Source organism: uncultured Salinibacterium sp. (assembly GCF_963974405.1).
Lineage (GTDB): Bacteria > Actinomycetota > Actinomycetes > Actinomycetales > Microbacteriaceae > Rhodoglobus.
The window spans coordinates 162,161-175,507 of record NZ_CAXBBH010000003.1 but is presented as its reverse complement, the minus strand read 5'-3'; the positions used below and the strand labels follow the sequence as shown (position 1 = coordinate 175,507).

Sequence of the window (13,347 nt, the reverse complement as noted above, 5' to 3'; positions counted from 1 at the left end):
TGTGTTCGCGAACCCGCTGGCGCCCGAGTGGCTCGAAGCTCCCGCCGAAGCAAACTCTTTGGCATCGACAGTCTGGTCGCGCAATGCTGCGCGCGCAGAGAACGGCGAGCTGACCATTGCGGGCGTACCTACCCGTGAGCTCGTTTCCCGCTTCGGCACACCGGTCTACGTCGTCGACGAAGCGGATGCGATCGCTCGCGCCACGGAGATCAAGGGTGCGTTCGACAACGAGTTTGCTCGCATCGGTTCGAGCGTCAAGGTGTATTACGCGGGCAAGGCATTCCTCTGCACCGAGGTCGCTCGCTGGATGACGGCAGCAGGCCTGAACATCGATGTCGCCAGCGCCGGCGAGATGGCGGTTGCGCTCGCAGCTGGCACGGATGCGTCGCGTCTGGGATTCCACGGCAATAACAAGAGTCTTTCTGAGATCGACCGTGCTGTGCGCGCGGGCATCGGCCCCATCGTTATCGACAGCGTCGTCGAAATCGGTCGGGTTGCTGAAGCCGCTGCACGGCACGGTCGAACCCAGCGGGTGCGGTTGCGCATCAATAGCGGGGTTCACGCGTCCACGCATGAGTACTTGGCGACGGCGAGGGAGGACCAGAAGTTTGGTATTCCGTTGACGGACGCTGAGCAGATTGTGGCGCAGATTCGTTCACATTCTTCTTTGGAGTTTGTGGGCATCCATTCGCACATTGGGTCGCAGATTTTCGATACAGCAGGCTTTGCTGAGGCTGCGCGTCGTTTGCTTGAGCTTCATGCTCGGTTGTCAATGCACGCGCCGGTGCCTGAGTTGAACTTGGGTGGAGGTTTCGGCATTGCCTACACGTCTGCTGATCAGGCGCTGCCGGTAGCTGAATTGGCGGCTTCGCTGGCAAACATCGTCGAGGCCGAGTGCGCTCGCCTTGAGATCCCGGTTCCTGTCGTCGCGATTGAGCCGGGTCGGTCGATCATCGGCCCGTCGACCACGACGCTCTACACCGTGGGCACGATCAAAGATGTGCTGGTCGACGGCGAAGCTGTGCGCAAATACGTCAGCGTCGATGGCGGAATGAGCGACAATATTCGTCCGGCGCTGTACGAAGCCGACTATTCGGCTCGCCTCGCGAACCGAGTTTCTGAGGCAGAACCTGCGCTTGCGCGCATCGCAGGCAAGCACTGTGAGGCTGGCGATATCGTCGTGCGGGCAGAATACTTGCCTGGTGACGTTGAGCCGGGCGACATTCTGGCAGTACCCGCGACGGGTGCTTACGGCTGGGCGATGTCCAACAACTACAACTATCTTGCGCGCCCGCCCGTCGTCGCGGTGCGCGATGGTGAAGCTCGCATTATTGTGCGCGGCGAAACCGAAGACGACTTGCTCAGCCGCGACGCGGGAATCACACCATCGGGAGACTCTGAATGATCGAATACCGCAACCTTCGCGTCGCAGTCTTGGGCGGAGGAAGTGTCGGATCGCAGGTCACCGCACTGCTGCTTGAGCACGCTGACGAACTTGCCGCGCGAGCAGGAGCCGGGCTTGAAGTTGTCGGGGTCGCCGTTCGCGACCTTGATGCGCCCCGCGACACCAACATCCCGAAAGAGTTACTCACGACCGATGCTGAGTCACTCATTGTCGGTGCCGACATTGTGATCGAGCTCATCGGTGGTCTTGAGCCTGCCCGCACCTGGATTCTCAAAGCGTTGCACTCGGGTGCAGACGTCATCACGGCGAACAAAGCACTGCTGGCTCACCACGGTGCCGAGTTGTTCGAAGAGGCCGCTCAAGTCGGTGCGCAGCTGTACTACGAAGCCGCCGTGGCCGGTGCGATTCCGATCATCCGCCCACTTCGCGACAGTCTCGCCGGTGACCGTGTTGAGCGCATCCTCGGCATCGTCAACGGCACCACCAACTACATTCTCGACCGCATGGATGCCACGGGCGACAGTTTCGACACCGCTCTCGCCGAGGCCACGCGCTTGGGCTACGCGGAGGCTGACCCCACCGCCGATATCGAAGGCTACGACGCCGCGCAGAAGGCAGCGTTGCTGGCGAGCCTCGCGTTCCACACGCGCGTGCCGCTGGATGCAGTGCACCGCGAGGGAATCACCAGCGTCACCGCCGAGCAGGTGGTTGCCGCGCGTAAAGCTGGCTACGTCGTCAAGCTGCTCGCGATCTGTGAGCGCGTTCTTGCCGCCGACGGATCGACCGAAGGCGTCAGCGCCCGCGTTCATCCAGCCCTTGTTCCTCTGGCGCACCCCCTGGCCGCCGTGCACGGCGGCAACAATGCGGTGTTCGTTGAGGCAGAGGCTGCCGGCAGTCTCATGTTTTACGGGGCCGGTGCTGGCGGCATTGAGACGGCATCCGCTGTTCTTGGCGATGTTGTGTCTGCTGCTCGTCGCCACGTTATCGGTGGGCCGGGTGTTGCAGAGTCAACGCATGCCAACCTCCCTATTTTGCCGATCTCTCGCGCAATGACGCGCTACCAGATCACTTTGACCGTGGTGGACGAGCCTGGAGTGCTTGCCACAATTGCAGCCGTGTTTAGCGACCACGCGGTCTCTGTGGAGGCGGTTAACCAGACCGTCGGTGCGGTAGTGGAGGGTGTGCCGAGCGCTACCCTTATTACAGTGACGCACGAAGCGACGGATATGTCGCTTGCCGCCACGGTAGCCGCGCTGGCCGAGAGTTCGGTCGTGCGCGAAGTTGTGTCCGTTTTGAGAGTTGAGGGGCTGTAAGAAATGAATAGCGAAATCCGGAACCGCCAGTGGCGCGGCCTGCTTCACGAGTACGCCGACCGTCTTGACATCTCCGACGCAACCCCGATTATCACGCTCGGCGAGGGCGGTACTCCGCTGATTCCGGCTCCCGCTCTTTCTGCTCGCACCGGCGCTAAGGTGTGGGTCAAATTCGAGGGAATGAACCCGACGGGCTCGTTCAAAGACCGCGGTATGACGATGGCTATTTCAAAGGCTGTCGAGCATGGTGCGAAGGCTGTCATCTGCGCCTCGACCGGCAACACGTCCGCGTCAGCTGCCGCGTACGCAGCGCACGCAGGCATCACCGCCGCCGTACTCGTGCCCGAAGGCAAGATCGCGATGGGCAAGCTCAGCCAGGCCATCGCGCATAACGGTGAGCTCATTCAAGTTCAGGGAAACTTCGACGATTGCCTCGATATCGCCCGTGATCTCGCCAACAACTACCCTGTTCACCTCGTAAACTCGGTCAACCCTGACCGCATTGAGGGCCAGAAGACGGCAGCGTTCGAAGTCGTTGAAGTATTGGGTGACGCTCCCGACTTCCACATCGTTCCTGTCGGAAACGCCGGAAACTACACGGCCTACTTCCGTGGCTATAGCGAAGAGCTTGAACGGTCTGCCACGACGAAGCTTCCTCGCATGTTTGGCTTCCAAGCCGAGGGCAGCGCGCCGATTGTTCGCGGTGAAGTCGTCAAGAACCCTGACACGATCGCCAGCGCGATCCGTATTGGAAACCCGGCATCGTGGCACCTCGCAACGGAAGCACACAAGGCGTCGAACGGCTACTTCGGTGCTATCAGTGACGCCAAGATCCTCGAAGCCCAGCGCATCCTCTCTGCTGAAGTGGGTATCTTTGTTGAGCCCGCTTCGGCGATTAGCGTTGCCGGACTCTTGGAGCGTGCCGAGGCTGGCCAGATTCCTCGCGGCTCGACAGTCGTCCTCACGGTCACCGGTCACGGACTGAAAGACCCACAGTGGGCCCTCAAGACCGCCAGCGGCGAAGACATCACCCCCACGGTTGTTCCTGTTGACACCGCTGAGGTTGCTAGCGTGCTGGGGTTGGCCAAGGCATGACCTCGTTGGTCGGTCGCAGCGTCGTCGTGCGCGTACCTGCGACCTCTGCCAACCTTGGTCCCGGCTTTGACACGCTCGGGCTTGCGCTCTCGCACTATGACGAACTTATCGTCACTGCCGTCGAAGGCTCGGGTGTCACGATTGATGTCACGGGCGTCGGCGCGGGAATCGTCGCGACCGATGAGTCGAACCTCGTTATCCAAGCGATTCAGCATTGCTTCGATCACTTCGCTAAGACAATGCCGGCGCTTCACGTGTCGGCGACCAATGTCATCCCGCACGGCGGCGGCTTGGGTTCTTCGGCGGCGGCCATTGTGTCTGGAGTAATGGCGGCTAAAGGCTTGCTTGAGGGCATTGTCGAGATGGATGCCGCGACTCTTCTCGTTCTCGCTACTGAACTTGAGGGACACCCCGACAACGTCGCACCGGCCCTTCTGGGTGGGCTCACGATCGCGTGGAGCACCGACACGGGGCCTCTAGCGAAGAAGTTGATGGTGCACCGCGGAGTGTCACCTCTCGTCTGTGTTCCTGACTTTCAAGTGTCGACGGCCCACGCGCGCAGCTTGCAGCCGGATGCTGTGCCCTATGCCGATGCTGTCTACAACGTGTCTCGTGCGGCGCTCTTGATCGCGGCGCTCACGCAGAGCCCCGAGGTTTTGCTTGAGGCTACGGGCGACCGTCTCCATCAGGACTATCGGGCTGCGGCGATGCCCCAGACCACCGAATTGATCCGGATGCTGCGCTCTCATGGTCACGCCGCAGTCGTTTCTGGTGCCGGCCCGTCGGTCTTGGTGCTTGCCGATGACCCCGCCAAGCGCCTTGAGGCAGTCGCTCTTGTACAGGAGCACGCCGCAACGCCGTGGGAGTGCTTACTCTTAGCTGTGGACTTCAAAGGTGCTACAGTGAATGAGCACCAGGTAGAAGCTACGGCGTAGCCGCAGCCTCCCGGTCGCTTTTCACCCGTCGTATCCCCGTATTAGATTCCTGCGCATCCGTGCAGACATCGGTGAGCGACTAGCTCTCCGCCAAGATGTTCATTCTTGGTTGGGGAAAGGAACCCCAAGTAGTGACTGACGTCAACAACCACGCATCGAGCGTGGATTCCCGTGCCGCGCTGAGCGCGTTACGACTGCCCGAGCTTCAAGCGATGGCAGCCGAACGCGGCATCACCGGTACTTCCAAACTTCGCAAAGGAGATCTCGTGGACGCAATCAACGAGAAGAACAACAGCAACAACGATTCAGCCCCCGCAACCGAAGCGCCTGCCGCTCCCGTACGCAAGCGTGCTTCACGCCGCGTGACGAGCACCGACGGTGCCGCTATTGCCGGCTCTGAAGCTCCCGCAGGTGCCCCTCAGGTAGACAAGAACGTCTCAGCGTCGAACGATTCTGCTGCTGCGGCACCCACTGCGGATGCTGCAGCGGAAAAGCCAAAGACGGCGACCCGCAAGAAGAAGACTGACTCCGCTCCCGCTGCTGAGTCGGATGCCGCGGCGACAGCTGCGGCACCGACCGAGGCAGCAGCATCCAACGATGCGCCCGCAGCAGAGGCCGCGCCGAAGCGCAACCGTCGCAGCTCCAGCCGCAGCGCTGCAGCAGCGGACGTCTCGAGCGACGCCAACGCAGCCTCGAGCGACGCCAGCGCCGCATCGAGCGACGCAAAGGCAGCCGACAACGACGGCAAGGCTGCCAAGGGCGGCAACCGCAACAACAAGAGTGACAAGGACGCGAACAACGCCGATAACAACTCTGACAACGCTGACAAGAACAGCAACGCTGACAAGAACAGCAACGCTGACAAAAACAGCAACGCTGACAAGAACAGCGACAATGACAACGACGGCGACAACTCTGACAGTGAGTCGGGTTCGGGCCGTGGACGTAACCGCAATCGCAACCGCAACGGCAACAGCCAAAACGGTGAAGGCTCTGGTCGCCAGAACAACAACCGTCGCCAGAACAACAATGGTGATGGCAACAACAACGGCAACAACGGCGGCGGAAACAACAACCGCAACAACAACGACGACTCGCGCGGCGGCGACGGTGACTCCGAGCGCGGTGGACGCGGTCGTTACCGTGACCGCAAGCGCGGCCGTGGAAACATGGGCGACGACTTCGAGCCCGAGATCACCGAAGATGACGTGCTGATTCCGGTTGCCGGCATCCTCGACGTTCTTGACAACTACGCCTTCGTGCGCACCACCGGGTACCTTCCCGGAAACAGCGATGTTTACGTATCACTCGGCCAGGTCAAGAAGTACAACCTCCGTAAGGGTGACGCCGTTGTTGGTGCCATTCGCCAGCCGCGTGAGGGCGACAACAACCAGGGTCGTCAGAAGTACAACGCTATTGTGCGCATCGATTCGATCAACGGTCTTCCCGTTGAAGAGGCTGCGAACCGCGTTGAATTCGGCAAGCTCACCCCGCTGTACCCGCAAGAGCGTCTGCGCCTTGAGACCGAGCCGACCATGCTGTCGACTCGCATCATCGACCTTGCTGCTCCGATCGGTAAGGGCCAGCGCGGCCTGATCGTTTCGCCTCCGAAGGCTGGCAAGACTCAGGTTCTGCAGGCCATCGCTAACGCCATCTCCAAGAACAACCCCGAGGTCCACCTCATGGTCGTTCTCGTTGACGAGCGTCCCGAAGAGGTCACTGACATGCAGCGCACCGTCAAGGGCGAAGTTATTGCTTCGACCTTCGACCGTCCCGCTGAAGACCACACGACGGTTGCTGAACTCGCCATCGAGCGCGCTAAGCGTCTCGTCGAGCTCGGCCACGACGTTGTCGTGTTGCTCGACTCGATTACTCGCCTCGGTCGCGCGTACAACCTGACGGCGCCGCCGTCGGGCCGCGTCCTTTCGGGCGGCGTCGACTCTGCAGCGCTGTACCCGCCGAAGCGTTTCTTCGGTGCGGCTCGCAACGTTGAAGAGGGCGGCTCACTCACCATCATCGCAACCGCGCTCGTGGAGACCGGCTCGAAGATGGACGAAGTGATCTTCGAAGAGTTCAAGGGCACGGGCAACATGGAGCTTCGCCTCTCGCGCCAGCTCGCCGACAAGCGCATCTTCCCCGCGGTCGATGTCAACGCATCCGGAACTCGTCGCGAAGAGATGCTGCTCGGTGCTGACGAGGTCAAGGTCACGTGGAACCTGCGTCGTGCTCTTGCTGGTCTTGACCAGCAAGCTGCACTCGAAATCGTGTTGAATAAGCTGAAGGAGACGCAGTCGAACGTTGAGTTCCTCATGCAGATCCAGAAGTCGCTTCCTTCCGCTACCGGCAACAAAAAAGAGGACTAATAATGTTCGAGTCAGTACAGTCGCTGCTGACCGAGCATGCGGATCTCGAGGGCCAGCTTGCTGACCCCGAGCTTCACTCAGACCCGGTCCGCTCTAAGAAGGTCAACCGACGCTACGCCGAGTTGTCGCGCATTGTCGCGGCGTATAGCAACTGGCGTCAGCTGACCGACGACCTCGCGGCAGCCACCGAAATGGCTGACGAAGATGAGTCGTTCGCTGCTGAGATTCCTGGCCTCACCGAGAGTCTCGATGCTGCTCAGGAGAAACTGCGCCGCATCCTGATTCCTCGTGACCCCAATGATTCCCGTGACGTCATCATGGAAATCAAGATGGGTGAAGGTGGAGCCGAGTCGGCTCTCTTCGCCGGCGACCTGCTGCGCATGTACTTGCACTATGCAGAGTCAAAGAAGTGGAAGACCGAGATCATCGAGCAAACCTCGAGCGACCTCGGCGGCATCAAAGATGTTCAGTTGGCCGTCAAAGGTAACTCGAGCGATCCCGCTGAGGGCGTCTGGGCGCACTTGAAGTACGAGGGTGGGGTGCACCGTGTTCAGCGTGTGCCCGCCACCGAGTCGCAGGGGCGTATCCACACGTCTGCTGCTGGCGTGCTGGTGTTCCCCGAGGTCGATGAGCCCGAAGAGGTTGAGATCAGCCAGAACGATCTCAAGATCGACGTGTATCGCTCCTCTGGCCCCGGTGGTCAGTCCGTTAACACGACGGACTCTGCCGTTCGCATTACTCACCTTCCGACCGGCATCGTTGTGGCCATGCAGAACGAGAAATCGCAACTGCAAAACCGCGAGGCCGGTATGCGAGTACTTCGTGCGCGCATCTTGGCTCGATACCAAGAAGAGGCGGATGCCGAGGCGAGCGAATACCGCAAGAGCCAGATTCGAACGATGGATCGCTCCGAGCGCATCCGCACCTACAACTTCCCCGAAAACCGCATCGCTGATCACCGCACCGGGTACAAGGCCTACAACCTTGACCAGGCGATCAATGGCGCGCTTGAGCCTGTCATCCAGTCGTGCATCATGGCTGATGAAGAGGCGCGGTTGGCTGCGGTAGGAAACGACTCCTGAGCGGGATAACGCCCGTTCCAGTTGACTCCAGTGTCGCTGACCTTCTGGCCAGCGGCACTGAGTTGTTGAGCGGCGGGGGAGTGCCGACTCCTGATGTTGATGCTGAGCTTCTTCTGGCTCATGTGCTTGAGCTCGGTCGCGGTGAGCTTCGGGTTCGCGTTGTCACGGGTGCCACGGTGCCTGCCGCAAAGGCAGCTCTCGCGCACGAACTGTTTGCGCGACGTGCTGCTCGTGAACCTTTGCAGCACATCACAGGCATGGCTCCTTTTCGCAATCTTGAACTCAGCGTGGGGCCGGGCGTTTTCGTTCCCCGCCCCGAGACCGAGACCGTCGTGCAGTTCGCAATTGATGCCCTCAATGCCAGCGCGACGCCCGAACCCATCGGCGTTGATCTCGGCACGGGTAGCGGTGCGATCGCTCTCGCGATGGCCACCGAAGTTTCTCGTTCTCGCATCTTCGCGGTTGAGCTTTCGCCTGATGCGATGCCGTATACGAGCGAAAATTTCCGCCGCTACGGTGAATCCAACGCCACTCTCATCAACGCTGATCTGGGGGATGCTTTCCCCGAACTCAACGGCACCGTCGATGTCGTTATCTCTAATCCGCCGTATATCCCGGCTGCCGCTATCCCGCGCGACATCGAAGTTCAGCTTCATGACCCCGCTCTCGCGCTCTATGGCGGAGAAGACGGCATGGATGTCGTACGACGCGTCTCGACGACAGCCCGCCGTCTTCTTCACTCGGGCGGCACTCTCGTGCTCGAGCACGGCGAAGAGCAAGCTTCGGCATTGGCCGCGCTGCTCGCGGCGGACGGGTGGAGAGCCGTAGCCCACCACAAAGATCTTCTTGGGCGCGACCGCGCTACGACGGCGCTCCTCTAAATCGTCGTTCGAAACCTCTAGGCGCGATGGCTACGCGCGAGCAGCGGCGAATTCTTCGATCGCGGCGAGCAACCCGGCAGAGGTGCGAAATTCGTGACCGGTAATGCCGAGACTCTGGGCCCCTACAACGTTCTCGACCATGTCATCAGCGAAGAACGCGTTCTCGGGAGCGACCCCGTAGGCATCGAGGGCGCGTTGGAACACCACAGGGTTGGGTTTGCGTGCGCCGTAGTGGCTCGAGGTGCGCAAGTGGTCACCGAAGATCTCGACGAGCTCGGGTGCAACGGTCGGCAGATGCTCTCCGAGAAGTGCTCCGTTGTTGGTGAGCAGTGTCGCTTGGCCCAGTTCTGAGGCGCGGCGGGCAGCCGCGAGTGAATCGGGCCATGGCGTCATCGCTGCAGCTCGAATGCTTAGCCAACTCGTGAGATCCACCTTGTGGCCGATCGCTTCTTCGAACGCAGCGAGGTAGTCGTCTCCGGTCGCGTAGAGGCCGGCTTCGGCACCAAATTCGCCGTCATCGTGCCACCAGCGGCGTCGAAGTTCGAGAAAACTGAGGCCGGTGAGGTCGCTCATTCCGGCCATCCGTGCACGCCAGTCGTAGTCGTAGAGCACGTCATCCATGTCAAAGATGAAAAGCAGCGTCATTGTTTGCCATCGCTATCTGTTAGTCGTGATCAGTCTTTCACTGTTTCTCCCGGTACCATGTTGGGGACATGGATGACCTTTACGATTGCGCCGACGAAGCCCAACTCCTCACCGGTATGCGGTTGGCGCGAGTGGCGATTGGCCGTGGCGACCTCGTCGTCATTCCCACCGACACCGTTTATGGCGTTGCGGCAGACGCTTTTCAGCCGGATGCTGTGCAAAAACTCATTGATGCCAAGGGGCGCACTCGGCAGTCGCCTCCGCCCGTGCTCATCCCCGGCATTCCCACTCTTGATGCTCTCGCAGCCTCTGTGCCCGACGAAGTGCGCACACTCGTGGCGGAGTTTTGGCCGGGTGGTCTCACCATCATTCTTCCGGCTCAGCCGTCGCTGAGCTGGGATCTGGGGGAGACCCAGGGCACTGTTGCTTTGCGGATGCCGTCAAACCGTATTGCCCTTGAGCTTCTGTCTGAGACGGGCCCGCTCGCTGTCTCTAGTGCAAACAGCACAGGTTTGCCCGCCGCTCGCACGGCTGCTGCCGCCCGGGACATGCTGGGGGAGTCAGTCTCGGTGTATTTGAGCGATGGTGAGGGCGGAGAGCTCGCATCGACCATCGTTGATGCCACGGGTCTACTCATCGAGGGCGGCAAATTGCGCATTGTGCGCGAGGGCGTGATTTCGGCCGACGCTATTCGTGAGTTGATCGGGGCCGATCTGTGCGAATAATTTTCTATTTCCTCATCGCGGGCATTGCCGCGATGGTCACTTATGCCGTCTCGCTGGTAGTGCTCAAGCTTGCGCTTAAGTACAAGCTGTACCCGCAAGTGCGTCAACGCGACGTGCACTCGCGCCCTACTCCGCGGCTCGGCGGGGTCGCGATGTTCTTCGGAGTGGTCGCGGCGTTCGCAGTGGCCTCAAGTTTCAGCAATTTTTCCCTCATTTTCAACGAGCCAGGCAAGGTTTTTGGTCTTCTCGGCGCGGCCCTGATCATTGTGATCATTGGTGTCGCTGATGACCTCTGGGATCTTGATTGGCTGACGAAACTGGCAGGCCAGATCATCGCTGCGGGAGTTTTAGCGTGGCAGGGAGTGCAACTTTCGACTCTGCCGATCGGCGGTCAGACGATCGTTTCACCCTATGTATCCTTGATCCTCACCATTTTCGCAGTCGTTCTCGTGATGAATGCGGTCAATTTCATCGATGGGCTTGACGGTCTCGTTGCGGGGGTTGCTGTCATCGCAAACGGCGTTTTCTTTATCTACGCCTACCTGCTTCAGGGCCAAGCTCAGACCGAGTACTTCAACCTTGCGTCGCTGACGACTGCGATTCTCATTGGTGCGTGCGTTGGTTTTCTTCCGCTCAACTTTCACCCCGCGAAGATGTTCATGGGCGATGCCGGGGCGCTACTGGTCGGTTTGCTCATGGCCGCCTCTGCCATTTCTGTCACGGGCCAAGTGGATGCCGGCTACTTAGCCCAGCCAGACAAGTTCACGCTTGATTTCTTGCCTGCCTTCATCCCCATCCTGTTGCCCATCGCTGTCTTGGTGATCCCGCTACTCGACTTCGGACTCGCAATGATTCGCCGCCTTCGCGCAGGAAAGTCTCCCTTCACTGCAGACCGCAAGCATTTGCATCACCGGTTGCTTGACATGGGCCACTCGCACTTGCACGCTGTGTTGATTCTCTACAGCTGGACTTTTGTAGCTTCTGTTGGCGTTCTTGCGTTCACGTTTGTCCCGTGGCGTTGGGCCGCCCTAATGTTCATCGCGGGCTTAGCGGTGTGCGCGTTAGTGACGCTTGCTCCGCTCAGCACACGTAAATCGCGTGAGGCGGCGGCGCAACGTCTCGCCGCCGAGCAAGAGTCCGACGAAGACGCACGCTTTGATGGACTGGATGCCGCATCCAGTGCCCCGCACTCTCCCCACACAAAGGAATCCACCGAATGAAGTCCTCAGCAATCCTCGGCCGCGCGATCGCTTACGGAGCGATCCTGACCGTCAGCATCGCTGTCGTCGGATCGGTCGTCGGTTACCTCGTGGCGGGAAGCTCGGGAATGATCAGTGCCCTCATCGGCGCAGGCCTCACAGCTCTCTTCATGGGCTTGACTGCCGGCAGCATCGTTGTCGCGTCGCGAGCGAGCGGCGGAGACTCCTCAAGCACGATCTTCTTCGCCGTCGTTCTCGGTGCGTGGCTGATGAAGTTCATTGTGTTCATCGCCATTCTTGTAATCCTGCGCAGCCAGCCGTTTTTGGAGCCTGTCGTGTTCTTCTTCTCGATGCTCGCGGCGGTGCTGGGGAGCCTCGTTGTTGACGTGCTCGCCTTCGTCCGCGCTCGGGAAAGTTACGTGCCTGGAGTTAAGTTGCCAGGTGAAGATACCTCGACGTCAAACTAATCTCGCGGATTCGCTTTCAGATTCGTCGTGAGCGTAATTCTCTTGATACAGTTGATTCTGTTACAACCCCCATCTTTCATCGCCGCGTAGTTACACGCCCCGATTCTGGAGACAGCGCTGTTATATAACGCTCTCGCGCTCATTGCGCCCTTTGCCACCGATGACGGATCAGGCGACGGGGGCTTTTATGGCCCTTCGTTAATCGAGTTTGTCCCACCCGGATTCCTTTTCGAAGGTACGCCGTTCGAAATCAACCGCATCATGATGGTTCGATTCATTGCGGTCGCTATTTTGATTCTGCTGTTCTGGCTGGGCACTCGCCGCATGCGAATGATTCCTGGTCGAGGCCAGAGCCTCCTCGAAATGGCAGTGGGCTTCGTCCGCTCAAACATTGCTGAAGGCGCACTGGGCAAGGAAGACGGCAAGCGCTTCATGCCGCTTCTCGCGACCATGTTCTTCATGGTCCTCGCGATGAATATCACCGGTATTGTGCCGGGGTTGAACATTGCTGGAACCTCGGTCATCGGTGTTCCGCTCGTGCTCGCGCTTGTTGCCTATGTCGTATTCATCTATGCCGGAATCAAAAAGCAGGGCTTGAACTTCTTCAAGGCTTCACTTTTCCCCGCTGGCGTGCCGTGGGCGCTGTACTTCATCGTTACCCCGATCGAGTTCGTATCTACGTTCATCCTTCGCCCGGTAACACTCGCGCTGCGTCTCCTGATGAACATGATCGCGGGCCACATGCTTCTCGTGCTGTGCTTCTCGGCAACGCACTTCTTCCTGTTCACTGCTGGCGGCCTGTTCGGCCTGTTCAGCATTGGCACCCTCGCCTTTGGCTTCATCTTCACAATCTTCGAACTACTTGTTGCGGTACTTCAGGCTTATGTCTTCACATTCCTGACCGCCGTATACATCCAGCTCGCGCTGGTCGAAGAGCACTAGACCGATCCCGGCACTCGCCTGGATTAGAAAACCACGGAAGGAAACACAAATGAACGTCGCAGAGCTGACTGGAAACATTGCACCCCTCGCATTCGGTGTTGCAACCATCGGACCCGCCATCGGTGTAGGCATCGTTGTAGGAAAGACCGTTGAGTCGGTTGCACGCCAGCCTGAACTTCAGGGCCGTCTCACGGGCCTCATGTTCCTCGGTATTGCATTCACCGAAGCGCTCGCATTCATCGCGATCGCCGTTGCATTCATCCCGTTCCCGTAACCACTAACTAACTGAGGAGGC

At 59.9% G+C, this 13,347-nt stretch carries 13 protein-coding genes; 12 read left to right on the top strand and 1 reads right to left on the bottom strand.

Features of this window, described 5'->3' with window-relative positions; all coding sequences use genetic code 11:
* Position 1 precedes the first annotated feature (1 nt).
* From lysA to prmC, 7 genes are all read left to right on the top strand, one after another.
* Positions 2–1,405 carry a diaminopimelate decarboxylase gene (gene lysA, locus AACZ26_RS12065; RefSeq protein ID WP_339621893.1) on the top strand — a complete coding sequence of 468 codons (1,404 nt, stop codon included), beginning with the start codon at positions 2–4 and terminating at the stop codon, positions 1,403–1,405.
* On the top strand, positions 1,402–2,718 hold the full coding sequence (locus tag AACZ26_RS12060) for a homoserine dehydrogenase (protein WP_339621891.1): 1,317 nt from the start codon (positions 1,402–1,404) through the stop codon (positions 2,716–2,718). The genes lysA and AACZ26_RS12060 overlap by 4 nt, the downstream gene beginning before the upstream one ends.
* 3 nt (positions 2,719–2,721) lie before the next feature.
* Positions 2,722–3,813, top strand: coding sequence for a threonine synthase (gene thrC, locus AACZ26_RS12055; RefSeq protein ID WP_339621889.1), 1,092 nt, complete (start codon positions 2,722–2,724; stop codon positions 3,811–3,813).
* Entirely contained in the window at positions 3,810–4,748 is a 939-nt protein-coding gene (thrB, locus tag AACZ26_RS12050; protein ID WP_339621887.1) for a homoserine kinase, read from the top strand. Before thrC ends, thrB begins: the two co-directional genes overlap by 4 nt.
* A 131-nt stretch (positions 4,749–4,879) precedes the next feature.
* Positions 4,880–7,111, top strand: a complete 2,232-nt coding sequence (rho, locus tag AACZ26_RS12045) for a transcription termination factor Rho (RefSeq protein ID WP_339621885.1) — start codon at positions 4,880–4,882, stop codon at positions 7,109–7,111.
* 2 nt (positions 7,112–7,113) lie between these two features.
* The gene (gene prfA, locus AACZ26_RS12040) at positions 7,114–8,193 is read left to right on the top strand and encodes a peptide chain release factor 1 (RefSeq protein ID WP_339621884.1); all 1,080 of its coding nucleotides are present in this window, start codon (positions 7,114–7,116) and stop codon (positions 8,191–8,193) included.
* A gap of 5 nt (positions 8,194–8,198) precedes the next feature.
* Positions 8,199–9,074: a peptide chain release factor N(5)-glutamine methyltransferase gene (gene prmC, locus AACZ26_RS12035; RefSeq protein ID WP_339621990.1), complete on the top strand. Its 876-nt coding sequence runs from the start codon at positions 8,199–8,201 to the stop codon at positions 9,072–9,074.
* A gap of 30 nt (positions 9,075–9,104) precedes the next feature.
* On the opposite strand, the gene AACZ26_RS12030 is transcribed toward prmC, so the two are convergent.
* Positions 9,105–9,719 carry an HAD-IA family hydrolase gene (locus AACZ26_RS12030; protein WP_339621882.1) on the bottom strand — a complete coding sequence of 205 codons (615 nt, stop codon included), beginning with the start codon at positions 9,717–9,719 and terminating at the stop codon, positions 9,105–9,107.
* Between the two features lie 68 nt (positions 9,720–9,787).
* Between AACZ26_RS12030 and AACZ26_RS12025 the strand changes: the two genes are divergently transcribed.
* The 5 genes from AACZ26_RS12025 (at position 9,788) to atpE (ending at position 13,326) form a co-directional block, all read left to right on the top strand.
* Complete coding sequence (locus tag AACZ26_RS12025) at positions 9,788–10,444, top strand: L-threonylcarbamoyladenylate synthase (protein ID WP_339621880.1); 657 nt, start codon at positions 9,788–9,790, stop codon at positions 10,442–10,444.
* Positions 10,441–11,664: an MraY family glycosyltransferase gene (locus AACZ26_RS12020; protein WP_339621989.1), complete on the top strand. Its 1,224-nt coding sequence runs from the start codon at positions 10,441–10,443 to the stop codon at positions 11,662–11,664. Before AACZ26_RS12025 ends, AACZ26_RS12020 begins: the two co-directional genes overlap by 4 nt.
* On the top strand, positions 11,661–12,110 hold the full coding sequence (locus AACZ26_RS12015; protein WP_339621878.1) for a hypothetical protein: 450 nt from the start codon (positions 11,661–11,663) through the stop codon (positions 12,108–12,110). Before AACZ26_RS12020 ends, AACZ26_RS12015 begins: the two co-directional genes overlap by 4 nt.
* A 141-nt stretch (positions 12,111–12,251) precedes the next feature.
* Positions 12,252–13,052 (top strand): F0F1 ATP synthase subunit A, encoded by an 801-nt coding sequence (gene atpB / locus AACZ26_RS12010; protein ID WP_339621987.1) that lies wholly within the window; start codon positions 12,252–12,254, stop codon positions 13,050–13,052.
* A gap of 49 nt (positions 13,053–13,101) precedes the next feature.
* Entirely contained in the window at positions 13,102–13,326 is a 225-nt protein-coding gene (gene atpE, locus AACZ26_RS12005) for an ATP synthase F0 subunit C (RefSeq protein WP_129071100.1), read from the top strand.
* Positions 13,327–13,347: the final 21 nt, after the last annotated feature.

What these genes read in the sequence shown, in the direction of transcription:
- AACZ26_RS12060 (WP_339621891.1), top strand. Translation starts at nt 1,402, where the DNA reads ATGATCGAATACCGCAACCTTCGCGTCGCAGTCTTGGGCGGAGGAAGT.
- thrC (WP_339621889.1), top strand. Translation starts at nt 2,722, where the DNA reads ATGAATAGCGAAATCCGGAACCGCCAGTGGCGCGGCCTGCTTCACGAG.
- thrB (WP_339621887.1), top strand. Translation starts at nt 3,810, where the DNA reads ATGACCTCGTTGGTCGGTCGCAGCGTCGTCGTGCGCGTACCTGCGACC.
- prfA (WP_339621884.1), top strand. Translation starts at nt 7,114, where the DNA reads ATGTTCGAGTCAGTACAGTCGCTGCTGACCGAGCATGCGGATCTCGAG.
- AACZ26_RS12030 (WP_339621882.1), bottom strand. Translation starts at nt 9,719, where the DNA reads ATGACGCTGCTTTTCATCTTTGACATGGATGACGTGCTCTACGACTAC.
- AACZ26_RS12025 (WP_339621880.1), top strand. Translation starts at nt 9,788, where the DNA reads ATGGATGACCTTTACGATTGCGCCGACGAAGCCCAACTCCTCACCGGT.
- AACZ26_RS12015 (WP_339621878.1), top strand. Translation starts at nt 11,661, where the DNA reads ATGAAGTCCTCAGCAATCCTCGGCCGCGCGATCGCTTACGGAGCGATC.
- atpE (WP_129071100.1), top strand. Translation starts at nt 13,102, where the DNA reads ATGAACGTCGCAGAGCTGACTGGAAACATTGCACCCCTCGCATTCGGT.